Raw genomic sequence first — 15,312 nt, 5'->3', positions numbered from 1 at the left:
CCCGTGTCGTTCAAATTTGAACGACACGGGGTCATCAGTCATTCCCGGCAGCCCCGGGCTCCCGTCAGTGGGCGATCACCGGCACCGGGAACTCGGCGTCCGCGTCCGCACCCTTCATGCCGCCGGAGGCGACCGGGCCACCCGCGCCCGGACGGCCCGTGGTGATCAGGGTGAGGGCGATGGCCGCGCTGGCGACCAGGATCCCGACCGCCCACCAGATGGCGCTGGAGTAGCCCTCCACCATGGCCTGGGCCTGGATCAGCTTCGCCGCCGGGCCGCCCGCCGCCGCCTGGGCCGCGTGGTCGGTCAGGTACGCGGTCGTCGCCGAGGCGGCGATGGTGTTCAGCAGGGCGGTGCCGATCGCGCCGCCCACCTGCTGCGAGGTGTTGACCATGGCGGAGGCGACACCGGCGTCGGCCGGCTGCACGCCGTGCGTGGCCATCGACATGGCCGGCATGAACGCCGTACCCATGCCGAGGCCCAGCAGCAGCTGCGCGGGCAGGATCAGCGCCAGGTAGGAGGAGCCGACCTCCAGCTGCGTCAGCATCAGCATGCCGGTGGCGGCGAGCAGGAAGCCCGGGCCCATCAGGAGCCGCGGCGCGACCCGCGTCATCAGGCGGGCGCCGATCTGGGTGGAACCCGTGATCATGCCCGCGATCATCGGCAGGAAGGCGAAGCCGGTCTTGACGGGCGAGAAGCCCTTCACGACCTGCAGGTAGTAGGTGAGGAAGAGGAACAGGCCGAACATCGCAATGACGGCGAGGCCCAGCGAGAGGTACACGCCGCCGCGGTTGCGCTCCAGCAGGACGCGCAGCGGCAGGAGCGGGGACTTCACCTTGGACTCGACGAAGACGAAGGCCGCGAGGAGCAGAGCGGAGCCGATGAACATGGCCACCGTCACCTGGTCCGACCAGCCGGCCGACTCGGCGCGGGTGAAGCCGTACACCAGGGCGACGAGGCCGAGGGTGGAGAGGATCACGCCGGGGATGTCGAGCGGTGCGCGGTTGCGTCCGCCGACGGGCTCGCGGATGATCAGCCAGGCGCCCACGGCCGCGACGATCGCGAACGGGATGTTGACGAAGAAGGTCCAGCGCCAGTTGAGGTACTCGGTGAGGAAACCGCCGAGGATCAGGCCGACGGCGCCACCGCCGCCGGCGATCGCACCGTAGATGCCGAAGGCCTTGGCGCGCTCCTTGGCGTCGGTGAACATGACGGCCAGCAGGGACAGGGCGGCCGGCGCCAGCAGTGCGCCGAAGGCACCCTGGAGGGCGCGGGCACCCAGCATCATCGCCTCGCCGTTGGCGGCGCCGCCGAGCGCGGAGGCGAGGGCGAAGCCGATCAGGCCGACCACGAAGGCGTTCTTGCGCCCCCACTTGTCGGCGATGCGGCCACCGAAGAGCAGCAGGCCGCCGAAGGCCAGCGCGTACGCGGTGATGACCCACTGGCGGTTGCCGTCGGAGATGCCGAGGTCGGTCTGGGCGGACGGGAGGGCGATGTTCACGATCGTCGCGTCGAGCACGACCATCAACTGCGCCAGGGCGATGAAGACCAGGGCCTTCCATCGACTGGGGTCGGCCACCGGTACGGGCGCCGCGGCTGTTTTTGGCATGGGGGTACCCACTTCACTATGCGGAATGACTGAAAAAAGCGTGTTTTGATCGGGATTTCGACGCTATCGGGCGCGACCCCGGGGCGTCACATGGTTTTCTGCCTCAGGTCCTCAAGGGTGGCCGCCGAACCCGGCAGCACGGAGCGGGCCGGGGCCCTCAACCCGTCGAGGAACAGCTGGAGATGACGGTGGACGAACATGTCCCCGTCCACGCAGGTGATGTCGGGGAGGGGCCGGCTGAGCTGGGACAGGGCGACCATCAGGTCGCCGACCCCGACGTCGGTGCGGATCAGGCCGGCCTCCTGGCCCGCGGCCACCAGGGCCTCCACCGCCCCCTCCAAGCCCGCGCGGGCGGCGAGGAGTTCGGGGTGCTCGCGGTCGAAGTCCCCGGCGAGCATGGGGCACAGGGCGCCGATCCGCTCGTCCGCGGCCGCGTGCGTGAAGCGGCACAGCGCGGCGAAGGGGTCGGCCTCGACGGCGAGGGACTCCTCGGCCTCGGCGGCCACCCGGCCCATCACGTAGAGCACGACGTGGTGGACGAGCGCGGCCCGGTCGGGGAAGTGCCGGTACACGGTGGCGTTGCCCACGCCCGCCCGGCGGGCGATCTCGTCGAACGGGGCGCTGCAGCCGGTCTCCACGAACATCTCGCGGGCCGCCACCAGGATCCGCTCCCGGTTGCGCACGGCGTCCGCGCGCGGGCGCGGGACCCGCTCGGCGGCCGGAGCCGCGGCGGACAGGTCCGCGGGCGCCGGAGCCGCCGGGTCCGCGGGCGCCGCGGGGGCGACCGGGGCCGACGCGACGGACCGGGCCGGGGCGGCGGACACGGCCGCCGGGGCGGTGGCGGAGCGCTTCATTCCGGGGCCTCCCTGGACCTGGGGCTCGTACGGGACCGTACGGAGGGGTCCGGCGGACCCCCCCTAAACGGGGAGCCGGTCCCCGCTTCGTGGACCCTCGTACAAACGGGGATTGCGTCCCCGGTTATTTCACCCCCACGTGTGACCTGAGTCACTTCCCCGTTCCCGTTCGGCCGCACCCGGCGCGCGGGTGAGCGGCTGTCGACAGAGGGTGATCGCACGGAGAGCAGACCGGGCCCGGCCGGCTGCCGCGGACCCGAAGGCGATCTCCATGACGCAGACCCGCCACCGGATACGCCGACATCACCGCGCCTGCGCCTACATCGGCCTCACCGCGCTGGCCCTGGGGATCACGGCCACCGCGAGCACCGGAATCGCCGGGCACAGCCACTCCGCGGCCGGCCCGGTGGCCGCGAACGCCGAATCGGCACTGGCACCCTGCCGGATCACCGGCACCATGGGCGTACAGATGTCCGAGGGCCTGCCGACGCCGCCCGGCTACTCCCGCTCGACGGGTGAGGTCCGGGCGCTGAACCTGATGATCGACTTCCCCGACGCCAAGGGCGAGGGCGCGGCCATGGACCGGATGGCGGAGTTCTTCCCGCGGACCTCCGACTGGTTCCGCACCAGCTCCTACGGCCGCCTCAGCTACCGCCCCGAGGCGCCCATACGGACCTGGCTGCGCATGCCGATGCCCTTCGCCGCGTACGGGATCGGCCGCGGCTCCGCGTACGAGCCCGGCTACCGACAGCTCGTCGAGCACATCGCGAAGGCCGCCGACTCCGAGGTGGACTTCAGCCGCTACGACCTGATCAACATCCTGGTCACCCCGAACGCCGGGCCCTCCGCCCTGGACACCGTCCTGTCGGTGACCTTCTCGGGAAACGCCGAGGCCCCGACGGCCGACGGGGTCCCGCTCGCGAACACGTCCTTCGTCTACAGCCGGCAGGACGACGGCTCGGGCTCCTACCGGGAGACCGGCTACCGGGTCCTGCCGCACGAGAACGGGCACGTCTTCGGCCTGCCCGACCTCTACACCGCCGACGGCGGCGGCGCGGTCGGGCACTGGGACATCATGAGCGAGGACTGGGGCGCCAACAACGACCTGCTGGGCTGGCACAAGTGGAAGCTGGGCTGGCTGGACAGCTCCCAGATCAGCTGCGCCTCGAAATCGGGCGTCAGCGACCACGTCCTCACCTCCCTGGCGGTGGAGGGCGGCACCAAGCTGGCCTTCGTGCCGCTGACGGAGAGCTCCGGATACGCGGTGGAGGTGCGCACCCGCGCCGGGAACGACGAGGCCGTCTGCAAACCCGGCGTCCTCGTCTACAAGGTCGACTCGCAGGTGGACACCGGGCGGGGGCCGGTGACGGTCGCGGACAGCTCGGCTGCGAGCGGCGGCTGCACACGGCGGCCCAATGTGCACGGAGAGCTGTCGGACGCCCCGTTCCGGCCGGGTGAGACCTTCACCGACGAGAAGGCCGACATCAGCATCTCGGTGGTGGGCGAACTGCGAGACGGCAGCTTCCAGGTCCGGATCACCCGCCCGTGACGGCCGTGACGGCCCCCGGGCCGTGACCGCCCGCCCTACCCCAAGGAGTCCCACCATGACCAGTACCCCGGAGGAACGTCTCGCCGCGGCCGGGTTCACCCTCCCGCCGGCTCCCGCGCCCGTCGCCGTGTACGTACCCGCGGTGCTCAGCGGGCACTACGTCCACACCTCCGGGCAGCTCCCGATGGTCGACGGGGCGCTCCCGCTGACCGGCAAGGTCGGCGACGGGATCACCCAGGAGCAGGGCAAGGAGCTGGCCCGGCAGTGCGCGCTGAACGCGCTCGCCGCGATCTCGTCGGTCGCCGGTGACCTGTCGGCCGTCAAACGCGTGGTCAAGGTGGTCGGCTTCGTCGCCAGCGCCCCCGGCTTCACGGGCCAGCCGTACGTGGTCAACGGCGCGAGCGAGCTCTTCGGGACCGCCTTCGGCGACGCGGGCATCCATGCGCGCAGCGCGGTCGGCGTGGCGGTGCTGCCGCTGGACGCACCCGTGGAGGTGGAGGTCACGGTCGAACTGCACGTCCCGATGGGGCTGTAGGGCCGCGGCCGCGGTACTCGTCCCAGGTCCACACGAGCTGGCGGCGGGCCAGGACGCCGACCGCGTGGCGGCGGTAGCGGGCCGTGCCGCGAACATCGTCGATCGGGTTGCAGGCGGCGGCCGCGAGGTCCCCGAACTGCCGCGCGACCGAGGGGGTGATGGCCCCGCCGGACTCCCAGAGGCCGCCCTCGTCGAGCGCCGCGGCGAGGAACTCCTCGGCGGTCACGGCCCGGACCGGGGTCGGCGCCGCCGAGCCGATGCCCGTACGCACGGTGCGCGTCGCGGGGTGCAGGGCCAGGCCGAAGGCGCAGACGGCGATGACCATGGCGTTGCGGGTGCCGACCTTGGAGAACTGCTGGGGGCCGTCCGCGGTGGCGATGTGGACGGTCTTGATGAGCTCGTCGCCGGCGAGGGCGTTGCGCTTGACGCCGGTGTAGAACGCGTCGATCGGGATCAGCCGGGAGCCCCGTACCGACTCCACCTCCACCTGCGCTCCCGCGGCGAGCAGCGCGGGGTGCGCGTCACCGGCCGGGGAGGCCGTGCCGAGGTTCCCGCCGACGCTGCCTCGGTTGCGGATCTGCGGGGAGGCGACGGTGTGCGAGGCGAGCGCGAGCCCCGGCAGCTCCCCGCGCAGGTTCTCGATGATCTCCGTGTACGTCACGCACGCCCCGAGCCGGACGGCGTCCTCGCCGACCTCCCACTCCCGCAGGCTCCGGATGCGGTTCAGGTCCATCAGGTACTCGGGGCGGCGGTGGTCGAAGTTGATCTCCACCATGACGTCGGTGCCGCCCGCGATCGGCAGGGCCGTGGGGTACTCGGCCTTGGCGGCCAGCGCCTCCTCCCAGGTGGCAGGGCGCAGGAAGTCCATGCGGGGCTCTCCTTCGTCGTCCGGCGGTCACGGGTCCCATCGACCGGGCCCGTCGCCGTCAAACCGAATCCCGCGGAATTGCGCTGATCGCGCGGCCCGGCGGCGGCCGGCTGATCGGGGCGCTCCGCCGCCCCGGCGCGGCCGCTCCGGGCGTCGGGCCGGAGCACGGCGGGGTTCGAGGACGGCTGCCCGCCCGGCCCTCGCCTAGCATGCAGACCAACAACCGCTCCCGCGAGGGGACTTCAGTGACCCGACCGACCGACGACGACCGCCCCCGGGCCCTGGAGCCGGCGCTCGCGTCGATGACCCTGCTGGTGGCCGCCGTCATCGTCCACGACAGGGCCGCCCGCCGTGTCGTCCTGCTCCAGCGCGGCGAGAACGCCAAGTTCGCCCCGGGCAAGTGGGACCTGCCCGTCGGCAAGAGCGAACCGGGCGAGCCCATCACGGAAACCGCGGTCCGCGAGCTCTACGAGGAGACGGGCCTCACCGTGAAGCCCGAGTCCCTCACCCTCGCGCACGTCATCCACGGCGCCTGGGGCGTCGAAGCCCCGGGCGGCTTCCTGACCGTCGTCTTCGCCACCCGCGAATGGACCGGCGAACCGGAGAACCGCGAACCCCACAAGCACTCCGCGGTCCGCTGGGCCGACACCGACGACCTCTCGTTCGACTTCGTCCCCTCAGCACGGAGCGCCTTGCTGTCCTACCTCACCGCCGGCCCGCAGATCACTCTCAGAGGCTGGCCCCGGTAAGGGCTGTGCACTCTGATCAACGAATAAGTGCACCCACCCGCGGGGTCCGGTGCATCGTCACCGCATCATGATTTCTGCTGCCGTCGTCGCGGCAGCCATTGGTCTCGTGCCGGCCACGGCCCAGGCAGCCGGCCCCGTCCGCGGCCAGCGCTCACGGCGTGTCCGCCAATGCCGCTTCGGCGAAGGCGGGTTCGGCGAACGACGCAGCCGTGAAGGCCGCAGCGGCCAAGTCCGCCACCTTCCGCAGCCCTGCCGAGCGTTCCGTCCGCAAGGCCGTCTCCGCCCCGTCCGGCAAGGGGAGCGCGGCGAACGCCGCTCCGCAGTCGGCGAGCGTGCGGGACAACCCGGGGCTCGTGATCGGCCTGAGCGCCTCCGGCACCAGCGCGCACGGCATCGAGCTCACGTCCTCCATCAGCACCAGCTTCGTCACCGCGATCCGCATCAAGATCAACTGGGGTGACGGCCAGACCGAAACCGACTACACCACCGACAACAAGACCCTGGACACGAAGCACACCTACGCCGAGGTCGGCGCGCCCACACGGTCACGGTCACCCTGACCGACCTGAACAACAACGTGACCGACACCAACAGCATGGACATCACGGTGGCCGGTTCGGAGTTCATCCCGCACGCCCCGACCCGGCTGCTGGACACCGGGGACGGCACCGGTGCGGCCGGCGCCCAGGCCGTCGCCCCGAACGGCGCCACCCGGGTGAAGGTCGGCGGCAGCAGCGGCATTCCGGCCGGCGTGACGGCCGTGGCCCTCAACCTGACCGTCACCAACGCCGCCACCGACGGGCACATCTCGGCCTACCCGTCGGGCACGGAGCGGCCGAACGCGTCGAACGTCAACTTCGTGGCAGGGCAGACCGTTCCGAACCTGGTGATCGTGCCGGTCGGCGCGGACGGTTACGTCGAGCTGGCCAACCGCAGCCGGGGCACGGTGGGCCTGATCGCGGACGTCACGGGGTACTTCACCCGCTCCGCCGCCAGCGGCTCACCTCGCTGGACCTGACCCGCGTCGTCGACACCCGGGAAGGGCTGGCACCGCCAGGGGCCAGGTCGCCGGACAGGACTCCTTCGGCGTCCAGATCGCCGGCCAGGCCGGCGTGCCGGGCACGGGCGTCACGGCCGTGGCCCTCAACGTCACCGTCACCGACCCCAAGAGCTCCGGCCACCTGACCGTCTTCCCGGGCGGCCGGCAGGCGCCGTCCACGTCGAGCCTCAACTTCACCGCCGGCCTGACGGTCGCCAACTCGGTGATCGTGCCGGTCGGTCCGGACGGGGAGATCAACTTGGGTAACGGCTCCTGGAGCCCGACCGACGTGATCGTGGACGTCGTCGGCTACTACAGCGCCGACAGCAAGGCCGCGTACCTGCCGGTGGCACCGACCCGGCTGTACGACTCCCGGGACCGGCTCGCCCCGGTCCCCCGGGCAGGACCGCATCCACCTGCCGCTGGCCGACGACCGCCCCTCGGTCAAGGGCTACGTCCTGAACACGACGGTCACCGACACACAGGGCGACGGCCACCTCACCGTCTCCCCCGACCCGAACACCAGCGGCCAGTACGACAACGACACCGCGAGCATGCCGATTCCGCCGAACTCCTCCCACCTGAACTGGACGAAGGGCGCGACCGTCCCGAACCTGGTCCAGGCGGGCACCGGCAAGAACGGCATCATCGACTTCTCTAACCGGGGTTGGCAGCCCACCACCTGGTGATCGACATGTTCGGCCTGTACGACAACCGCTGATCCACCGACAGCCGCACCACGCACGGTGCCCCGGAAGCAGCCACCCGGCCGCTCCCGGGGCACGCCCCACCCGAGCCAAGATCGCCCGCGCGCCCGCGGCCCGCGCCGGCATGCCCGTATCTCTGCGTACGGATCATGCGCCACCCGCTACACTGACCGCGGTGGCCAGGCCTCACAGCCCGGCCCTGCCTTCGTAGCTCAGGGGATAGAGCACCGCTCTCCTAAAGCGGGTGTCGCAGGTTCGAATCCTGCCGGGGGCACCAGATCAGAGGGGGTCACATACCGATTTCGGTATGTGACCCCCCTCTGACATCTATGCCTGACATCAACGGCGGCGGTCAGGGGCGGCTGGGACGCTTCCTGAGCAGCTGGTCCATGTGGCTCATGGCCTGCCGCTGCGTGTCCTGGACCACGTGTGTGTAGACGTTCATGGTGACGCTGATCTGGCTGTGCCCGAGGATCTCCATGACGACGCGGGGTGCCACGCCGGCGGCGGTGAGCAGTGTCGCGGTGCCGTGGCGGGCGTCGTGCAGCCGGATCACCCGAAGCCCGGCGGCCTCGGCGACCCGGGTGAAGGAGCGGTAGACGTTCCGCGGCTCGACCGGACGCCCACTCCGAGTGACGAAGACATGCCCGGTGTCCTCCCACCCCTCCCCCGCCTTGGCCCGGATCTCGGCCTGCCGCATGCGGTGCCAGCGCAGCGGAGCAACGCACAGCCCGGGGAGCGGGACGACCCGGCGTCGGCGACTCTTCGGATCCCCGTCGTAGAGCACCCCGCGTCGGCGCTGGGTCTGGTTGCGCACGTGGAGGACCCTCTTGTCGAGGTCGATGTCCGACCACCGGAGCCCGACGATCTCCCCGCGCCGCAGGCCCATGGCGATGGCGAGGACGAAGGCCGCGTAGAGCGGGTCCCGGCGGGAGGCGGCGAGGAAGTCGAGCGTCTCGTCCAGCGACCACGGGGACAGCTCCCGCGAGGCTGCCCGGGGCGGCTCGACCAGCTTGGCCACGTTGCGCGTGATCAGCTCCTCCCGGCACGCGGCGGAGAGCGCCGAGCGCAGTACCCGGTGGGACTCCTTCGCCGTGGCGGCCGTGGTGCGCGCCTCCAGCCGCTTGAGGAAGCCGCGGACGTCGGTCACGCCCAGGGATTCGAGCCGCTTCGAGCCGATCATGGGTTCCAGGTAGAGACGGGCGTGTGCCTCGTACTTCTCGTACGTGGCGGGGGTCCGCCGGGGCGGCTGGATGTAGTGGTCCAGCCAGTACGGCAGCCACTCGGACAGCTTGGCCGACCGCGTGGGCACGGGCACGCCCTGGTCCACCTTGGCGAGCAGCTCCCGGCGCTTGGCGTCGCACTCGGCCCAGGTCTTGCCGTAGGCGAACTTCCGAGCGCGGGTGCCGTCGGGTTGGAGCACGTAGACGGCGGCCTGGTAGCGGCCGTCCTTGCGCTTGGTGATCGTCCCGGCGCCGTTCGGGTTGCGCTTGCGCGGGGTGGCCATCAGGCGGCCTCCTCGATCTCGTGGTCGATGAATTTCCGGACGGCATCGGCGGGGATGCGGCGGGCCCGGCCGATGGTGATGGAGACGAGGCGCCGGGAGCGGATGAGGTCGTAGACGGTCGAGCGACCGAGCTTGAGCCGCCCCATGACCTCGGGGACGGTCAGCAGCTCGGGGGTGGCGGTGGTCATGACGCGGCTCCTTCCAGGGCGAGTTGGTCGGGCATGGCTTCGCGGGCGGTCTGGCGGTTGAGCTGGATCCCGCGGGCGATGGTGGCGGCGAGGACGGACTCCCCCGGGCTGTGGCCGTGGCCGGCGTACTGCCAGGAGGCGAGGACGAGCACGGTGTCCGGCTCTACTGCGCCGAGCCCGCGGGCTTTGCGTTCCTGGGCGGCGCGGTAGTCGGCGCGGGTCTGACGGAGTGCACCGAGGGTGGTGGAGTACTGGCGGGACTTGGTGGAGAAGTGGCCGCGGAAGCCGAGCATGTGGGCCCAGGCAGCGAGGCGGCGGTCCGGGTAGAGCGGGTCCAGATCGAGGCAGGCCTCGATCAGGCGGGCGGCGTGGTCGGGCACGTCGAGGAGGACCAGGGCCTCGCGGTTGCCGATGCGACGGTCGAGGGTGCCCGTGTTCTCGGCTGCCTTGGTCGCGTACTTGGCGACGTAGGAGGCGACGGCCTGTTCGGTGATGTCGGAGCCGTCCCCGAAGGCCTTGATGGGGCGGACGTCGAACTGCATGCCCCACCGGAAGGTGCGGGCGGGCTGGTCGGCGGCGGCCGGGACGGTGACCGAGGTGTAGGAGTGGGCGACCGCGGCGCGGATCGAGCGGTCGAGGAGCTCCGTGGTGGCCCAGGCGGGCGGAGGGCTGGCAGGTCCGTCAGGTCCGTCGATGCGGATCACGGCGTGGAAGTGGATGGCGCCACGTTTTTGGAACTCAGCGACCTTGCCGTAGGAGATTCGGGCTTCCTCCCTGAGTTCGCGTTGGGTCAGTCCGGCGTAGGCGGCGATCTCACGGCGCAGGCGGGTCGTGAAGCGTTGCCACAGCTGTCCGGCGTGGTTGTTGAAGAGGACGGCGGCGGCGTAGTCGTACGTACTCGGGTCGAGGGCGGTGCCGAGTTCGGGCGCGTCCTCCTGGTGGTGCTTGCCGCAGCGGCAGGGACGGCCGGCGGGACGGTTGTGGACGGGGCCGAAGGAGGGAGCGGTGAGCGTGGCGAAGACGCGTGGGTGTTCTCGGACGGTGGCGGGGATGTCGCGGCGGTCGTCTCCGGCGAGACCGGCACGAATGAGGTGGTAGGTGTCTCCGGCGTAGGTCCAAGCGCAGGCCGGGCAGCGGGAGGCGCGGCGGTTGCCGCAGGCGATCCGGAGGCGGGCGCCGGGTTCGTCCGCGGTCGAGTAGCGGTGCAGGATCTCGCCGGAGGTCTTGTCCTTGGCGACGGTCCAGCCGGTGATGTGGATGGGATCGGAGCAGCCGCCGGTGCGGCGGATCTGGTCTTCCCACCGGGCGTAACCGGGGGCCCCGGCCACCTTCAGCATGTCGCCGAGGAGGCCAGGGCCCAGGTCCGCGGCGGTCGCGGGGTTGGTCACGCGATCACCGTCCGGCGTGCCCGGCGGACGGAGCGGTGGCCGGTGCCGTGGCAAGTCGGGCAGTGGGCGGTGATCGTGCGCAGGGCGCCCGTACGGTCACGGCCGCCGAGGGTGATGTGCACGGCGGAGAAGCCGTCGCAGTCGGGGCAGACCTGGGCGGGCGAGGCAGTGGGCTGGTCCATGATGGTGCTTCCTTCCGGTTCGTTGGATCGGGCAGGAGCGCGGCGCCGGGACGGCGGAGACTTGGCGGTTGAGGCCGTCCCGGGGCCGGTCAACGGCTCTTGAACTCCTGGCGCAGGGCGCGGACGAGGAAGAGCAGGACGACGGCACTGACCGACAGGGCGACCGCGGTGACGGCGACGGCCAGGAGCAGCGAGACGGCGACGGAGGCCAGGGCGAGGACTCCGGCGATTCCGCCGGCGGCGAGGGCCAGCGCGGTACCGGGTGAGTTCTGAACGAGGCCGCCGAGGGCGCTGGAGGGCTTGGGGATCGAGGCCGACGCGGAGCGCTCGGCGGGCGCAGGGGCCGGGCGGATGGTCGCCGGGGTGTACGTGTCGGGGCTGGGGTACTTGGGCTTGAACACGGTCGTTCTCCTTCCGGGGCGGGCTACTTGTTGATCGCGGTGTCGATGGCGGGGGCGAGGAAGCTGTCCGCGAGGAGGAAGCCGCCGAGGAGGATCACGGCGACGAGCCACCAGGGCGGTCGGATGAGCTTGATGCCGAGAGCGCCGACGACGATCAGAGCGAGCCAGAGCGGGACGTCCATGAGGTCGGGCCTTTCAGTCAGCTGACGCGGCAGCGGTGGGAGCGGGCGGCGAGCTGGGCGGCGGTCGAGGAGCTGTAGTCGGAGGACCAGCCACAGGAGTCGGCGGTGCAGACGGCGGCGTCCTTGGTGCGGCCGTGGCGGTCGCGGTAGGTGCCGATCTGGACGGGACCGATCTTCATGAGCGAGCGGAAGTTGATCCGGGCGGGCATCGGGTCTCCTCAGGCGAGCTGGGCGGCGATGGCCTCGGCCATCGGGGACGGGACACCGAGCCGGGCGCGCAGAGTCTCGGTGTCGATGTCCGAGCCGGTACGCGTTCGGTGGTCGGCGGCGATCTTCTGTGCGTGGGCGACGAGGGCGGGCGGCGCAGTGACCGGCGCGGGCAGGGCCGGGGCAGGAACCGGCGGAGCCTCGGCTTCGCGGCGTGGCTCCCGCTCGACCACGGGCGGGGGTGCCGGGGCCGGCTCTGGGTCCGGGTCACCTAGCGAGGTAGGCCGGTGGACCAGGAGCGTGCCGCCGAGGAAGGCGAGCGCGGGCCAACCGGCGACGAGGATCCGGAGCCAGGCCGGGACGTCCCTCAGATCGAGAAGGCCGGCAGTTGCGACGTTCGCGCCGAGCGAGGCCGCGAGGGCGACAGCGAACCAGGACCAGGCCGAGCACGAGGGCTCCCCGGCGGCCCGCAGGGTGCGCAGGCGGTGCCAGGCGGCGACGAGCAGCAGATCTACGCTGACCGGGTAGGCCCAGGCCTTCCAGCCGCGCTGTCCGGCCGCTTCGGCGAGGTCGTGTAGATGGGCGAAGGAGAGAGCTCCGGCAATGACGGCCTGGACGAGGACGGCGTCCGGGCGAACCAGGCGGGTCATGGTCTTCACCTCCTTTCAGGCATGGGGTGGGTAGGGACCTGGCGCGATGAGGCCGCGCCGACCGGGTGGGACGAGTGATCAGAAGGCAGGCGCCGAGGCGGACTTCGGCTGGACCTTGCCGACGAGGACACGCACGGGGACCGCAGGCCGGAAGGGGTCCAGCTCCGGAATGCTCGGGGTGCGGTGCGCGTGGGTGTTGCAGGTGTCCACGGCCTGGCGGAGCGTGGTGTGCGGGGCCCGGATGCGGGACCAGCCGCCGGAGGAGTCACCGGCCACGGCGGTACCGGGGCGGTCCTTGTCGATCTGGACGGCGGCGAGGACGGCGTCCGGGGAGATGTCCCCGAAGGCCATGTTCGCCGAGGTCTCGTCGTTGACGCGGTGGGCGGTACGGCCGGTGAGCTGGGCGCGGAGCATGGTGATGCCCTTACCAAGTTCGGAGCCGAAGCGCTGACCGCAGATCTCCAGATAGATGCCGGCGGCGCGGCCGAGCTGGGAGAGACGAACCAGGTGGGTGACGATCTGGTCCCGCCGGGCCTCCTCCGCCTTGTTGGCGGCGAGGGCCAGTTCCGCGACTTCGTCCACCAGGAGCACGACGGGTACGGGACGCAGGTGCGCGGGCAGATCCCAGATATCGGCGGTGATCTCCGCGTCCGGCAGGCCGACGCTGATGCGCTGCTCGGTCCGGATGAGCTGATAGACGCGGCTCATGTACTCGACGAGCGCAGCGAGCAACTCGGCCGCGGTGTCCGGGTTGTCCGCCAAGGCAGTGAACCGCGCTGCCAGCGGGGCGAGCTCTACGCCGTTCTTGCAGTCGATGCCGGCGAGGGCGACGTTCTGCGGTGCGAGACCGGCGACGAGGGTGCGCTGGTAGACGGACTTCCCCGACTGAGTCGCGCCGACGTTCAGGGCGTGGGGGACCTGTCGGTAGTCCCGGTAGTGCACCTCCCCGTCCTCCCGCAGGGCCACCGGCACCCGGAGCACGTCAGAGGGCAGGACCGCAGGCATGCGCACCCGCTTGAGTACGTCGTATCCGGTCATCCGCAGCTCTACGACGCCGGAGCGGATCTCCCGCGAGACGACGTTGTGGAGGGCGAAGGAGTGCCGTAGGCGGTCGGAGGAAGCGGAGAAGTCGAACGTGTCTTGTCCGGGGCGGAGTTTCAGCCGAAGGACGAGGCCGGTCGCGGTGGGGCGAAGCCGCAGGATGCGCGGCGAGCGGGCTTCGGGGACGGGGCGGTTGCTGACCCGGGCGAGCGCCAACCGCCAGCGGGAGGGCGGGACTGTGAGCCCGCAGGCATCCATCACCGAGCGGTAGCGGATCAGGACGCGGATCGTCGCGAAGGTGACCCCGAAGGTCATCCAGTACCAGGTGGGCCGCAGCCATCGCAGGAGGGGCGCGAGGGCCAGGACCACCAGCAGCGTGATCCATAAGGCGTTCATGCTCAGCCCGCCTTGGCCAGCGAGGTGACGGCGACGGCGCGGAAGCTGATGCCGTGGCGCTTCTGGCCGTTGAACTCGTTCTCCCAGGGGCGGGCCACCAGGCCGGTGAGCGCGACGGGGGTGCCCATGGCCAGTTCGCCGGAGACGTCGGGCTCCGCCACGGTCACGGAGATGACCTCGGCGTTGCCGTTCATCACGAACAGCACGTCAACGGTCATGAGATTGCTGCCGGTCTCGGTGTCCTGCGCGACCTGACCGGTCTTCTTGTCGCGCATCTTGAGCTGCGGGGGCTGGGCAACCATGACGGTCGCGCCGCTCGTGTCGACGGGAATCTGACGCACAACAGATCACTCCTCTATAGAGGTCGGACTCCGTCACTCATGTACATGAGTGACAGGAAGAAGAGTGCCTGACTCCTATACATGAGTCAACCCGCTACGAGGAGAAACTCGTAGCGGGCCGCGGGGAGTTGAGCGGGCGTCAGTCGCGCGCAGGGATCCTGTACTCGAAAACAAACTGGTCAGCGGCCATGAGGGTGTCGCAGACCTCGACCACACGACCTTCCTCGGTGACGGCGTCACGAAGGAGGTGAACCACCGGCGCGCCGGGACTCAGCGACAGCTCCGACGCCTCGGCCTTGGCCGCCGGCCGGGCCTGGAGCGTCTCCACGAACTCGGCGAAGACGTGGCCGTGGTCCTCCAGCCGCGCATAGATGCCGCCGGGACCGGGGTTCTCGGCGAACAGCTCGGGGATGTCCTTGACGACGTCCCACGGCAGGTACGAGGTGGCGGTCTCCACGGGTGTCCCGTTGCGGAAGTACAGCCGTCGCCGGGCGAGGACTTGCGTCCCCGCGGTGACTCCAAGCCGCTCTGCGATCTCTTCGGGCGCCTCCATGGGCCCGATAAACAGGACGCTCACTTTGGCCTCGGCCCCGGACTGCGCGGACTCTGCGAGGTAGGCGGCGCGGCCCTCCTGCCGGTGCGTACGCCGGAAGCGGTCCGAGGACCGGTGGCGTACGGGCGGCCGGGCCTTCACCATCGATCCCTTGCCATGCCGAGTCTCCACGAGCCCACTGGCCCGAACCTCCACCATGGCCTTACGGATCGTCCCGCCGGAGACGCCGTAGCGCTCCACGAGCTCGGACTCACTCGGCACCATGTCGCCGGCGCCCAGCACCCCGGCCCGGATCTGCTGCACGATGTCATCGGCGATCTGCACGTACCTCGGTACGGCGCGGCCACCTCCCACTGCGGTTCCCAT

The 15,312-nt window shown here is 71.2% G+C and carries 20 protein-coding genes and 1 tRNA gene; 7 read left to right on the top strand and 14 right to left on the bottom strand.

Annotated features, from left to right (window positions below; all coding sequences use genetic code 11):
• Positions 1–64: 64 nt before the first annotated feature.
• Entirely contained in the window at positions 65–1,609 is a 1,545-nt protein-coding gene (locus AB0B01_RS05025) for an MFS transporter (protein WP_361712994.1), read from the bottom strand.
• Positions 1,610–1,695: 86 nt separating this feature from the next.
• Positions 1,696–2,346, bottom strand: coding sequence for a TetR/AcrR family transcriptional regulator (locus tag AB0B01_RS05020; RefSeq protein WP_361713137.1), 651 nt, complete (start codon positions 2,344–2,346; stop codon positions 1,696–1,698).
• Between the two features lie 388 nt (positions 2,347–2,734).
• Here AB0B01_RS05020 and AB0B01_RS05015 point away from each other — a divergent pair, with 388 nt between their 5' ends.
• A complete protein-coding gene (locus AB0B01_RS05015; protein ID WP_361712992.1) occupies positions 2,735–4,012 on the top strand; it encodes a M6 family metalloprotease domain-containing protein in 1,278 nt (425 codons plus the stop codon).
• A 55-nt stretch (positions 4,013–4,067) separates the two neighbouring features.
• Positions 4,068–4,547, top strand: a complete 480-nt coding sequence (locus AB0B01_RS05010) for a RidA family protein (RefSeq protein ID WP_361712991.1) — start codon at positions 4,068–4,070, stop codon at positions 4,545–4,547.
• Here AB0B01_RS05010 and AB0B01_RS05005 read toward each other — a convergent pair.
• Complete coding sequence (locus tag AB0B01_RS05005) at positions 4,513–5,415, bottom strand: FAD binding domain-containing protein (RefSeq protein ID WP_361712989.1); 903 nt, start codon at positions 5,413–5,415, stop codon at positions 4,513–4,515. The two genes, AB0B01_RS05010 and AB0B01_RS05005, sit on opposite strands and share 35 nt — an antisense overlap.
• 209 nt (positions 5,416–5,624) lie before the next feature.
• On the opposite strand from AB0B01_RS05005, the gene AB0B01_RS05000 reads away from it, so the two are divergent.
• From AB0B01_RS05000 to AB0B01_RS04980, 5 genes are all read left to right on the top strand, one after another.
• Positions 5,625–6,164 carry an NUDIX domain-containing protein gene (locus AB0B01_RS05000; RefSeq protein WP_361712987.1) on the top strand — a complete coding sequence of 180 codons (540 nt, stop codon included), beginning with the start codon at positions 5,625–5,627 and terminating at the stop codon, positions 6,162–6,164.
• A gap of 158 nt (positions 6,165–6,322) precedes the next feature.
• Positions 6,323–6,724, top strand: coding sequence for a hypothetical protein (locus AB0B01_RS04995; protein ID WP_361712985.1), 402 nt, complete (start codon positions 6,323–6,325; stop codon positions 6,722–6,724).
• Positions 6,725–6,741: 17 nt separating this feature from the next.
• Positions 6,742–7,182 carry a hypothetical protein gene (locus AB0B01_RS04990; protein WP_361712984.1) on the top strand — a complete coding sequence of 147 codons (441 nt, stop codon included), beginning with the start codon at positions 6,742–6,744 and terminating at the stop codon, positions 7,180–7,182.
• A gap of 575 nt (positions 7,183–7,757) precedes the next feature.
• Positions 7,758–7,892 (top strand): hypothetical protein, encoded by a 135-nt coding sequence (locus AB0B01_RS04985; RefSeq protein WP_361712982.1) that lies wholly within the window; start codon positions 7,758–7,760, stop codon positions 7,890–7,892.
• 219 nt (positions 7,893–8,111) lie between these two features.
• Positions 8,112–8,187, top strand: a tRNA-Arg gene (locus tag AB0B01_RS04980).
• A 75-nt stretch (positions 8,188–8,262) separates the two neighbouring features.
• Here the strand turns inward: AB0B01_RS04980 and AB0B01_RS04975 are convergent.
• From AB0B01_RS04975 to AB0B01_RS04925, 11 genes are all read right to left on the bottom strand, one after another.
• Positions 8,263–9,417 carry a site-specific integrase gene (locus AB0B01_RS04975; protein WP_361712980.1) on the bottom strand — a complete coding sequence of 385 codons (1,155 nt, stop codon included), beginning with the start codon at positions 9,415–9,417 and terminating at the stop codon, positions 8,263–8,265.
• Complete coding sequence (locus AB0B01_RS04970; protein ID WP_361712978.1) at positions 9,417–9,605, bottom strand: helix-turn-helix domain-containing protein; 189 nt, start codon at positions 9,603–9,605, stop codon at positions 9,417–9,419. Before AB0B01_RS04970 ends, AB0B01_RS04975 begins: the two co-directional genes overlap by 1 nt.
• Positions 9,602–10,993: a replication initiator protein RepSA gene (gene repSA, locus AB0B01_RS04965; RefSeq protein WP_361712976.1), complete on the bottom strand. Its 1,392-nt coding sequence runs from the start codon at positions 10,991–10,993 to the stop codon at positions 9,602–9,604. The genes AB0B01_RS04970 and repSA overlap by 4 nt, the downstream gene beginning before the upstream one ends.
• The gene (locus AB0B01_RS04960; protein WP_361712974.1) at positions 10,990–11,175 is read right to left on the bottom strand and encodes a hypothetical protein; all 186 of its coding nucleotides are present in this window, start codon (positions 11,173–11,175) and stop codon (positions 10,990–10,992) included. Before AB0B01_RS04960 ends, repSA begins: the two co-directional genes overlap by 4 nt.
• Before the next feature lie 89 nt (positions 11,176–11,264).
• Positions 11,265–11,576, bottom strand: a complete 312-nt coding sequence (locus tag AB0B01_RS04955; RefSeq protein WP_361712972.1) for a SpdD protein — start codon at positions 11,574–11,576, stop codon at positions 11,265–11,267.
• A 23-nt stretch (positions 11,577–11,599) separates the two neighbouring features.
• On the bottom strand, positions 11,600–11,758 hold the full coding sequence (locus AB0B01_RS04950) for a hypothetical protein (RefSeq protein WP_107087187.1): 159 nt from the start codon (positions 11,756–11,758) through the stop codon (positions 11,600–11,602).
• A 17-nt stretch (positions 11,759–11,775) separates the two neighbouring features.
• Positions 11,776–11,967 (bottom strand): mobile element transfer protein, encoded by a 192-nt coding sequence (locus tag AB0B01_RS04945; RefSeq protein ID WP_361712970.1) that lies wholly within the window; start codon positions 11,965–11,967, stop codon positions 11,776–11,778.
• A 9-nt stretch (positions 11,968–11,976) separates the two neighbouring features.
• Positions 11,977–12,615, bottom strand: coding sequence for a DUF2637 domain-containing protein (locus AB0B01_RS04940; RefSeq protein ID WP_361712968.1), 639 nt, complete (start codon positions 12,613–12,615; stop codon positions 11,977–11,979).
• A 78-nt stretch (positions 12,616–12,693) separates the two neighbouring features.
• Complete coding sequence (locus AB0B01_RS04935) at positions 12,694–14,052, bottom strand: FtsK/SpoIIIE domain-containing protein (protein ID WP_361712966.1); 1,359 nt, start codon at positions 14,050–14,052, stop codon at positions 12,694–12,696.
• Between the two features lie 2 nt (positions 14,053–14,054).
• Entirely contained in the window at positions 14,055–14,393 is a 339-nt protein-coding gene (locus tag AB0B01_RS04930) for a hypothetical protein (RefSeq protein ID WP_361712964.1), read from the bottom strand.
• 139 nt (positions 14,394–14,532) lie between these two features.
• The gene (locus AB0B01_RS04925; RefSeq protein WP_361712962.1) at positions 14,533–15,312 is read right to left on the bottom strand and encodes a GntR family transcriptional regulator; all 780 of its coding nucleotides are present in this window, start codon (positions 15,310–15,312) and stop codon (positions 14,533–14,535) included.

This window comes from Streptomyces sp. NPDC044571 (assembly GCF_040647115.1).
Lineage (GTDB): Bacteria > Actinomycetota > Actinomycetes > Streptomycetales > Streptomycetaceae > Streptomyces.
The sequence above is the reverse complement of the archived record's forward strand: the minus strand, read 5'-3'. Positions and strand labels throughout refer to the sequence as shown.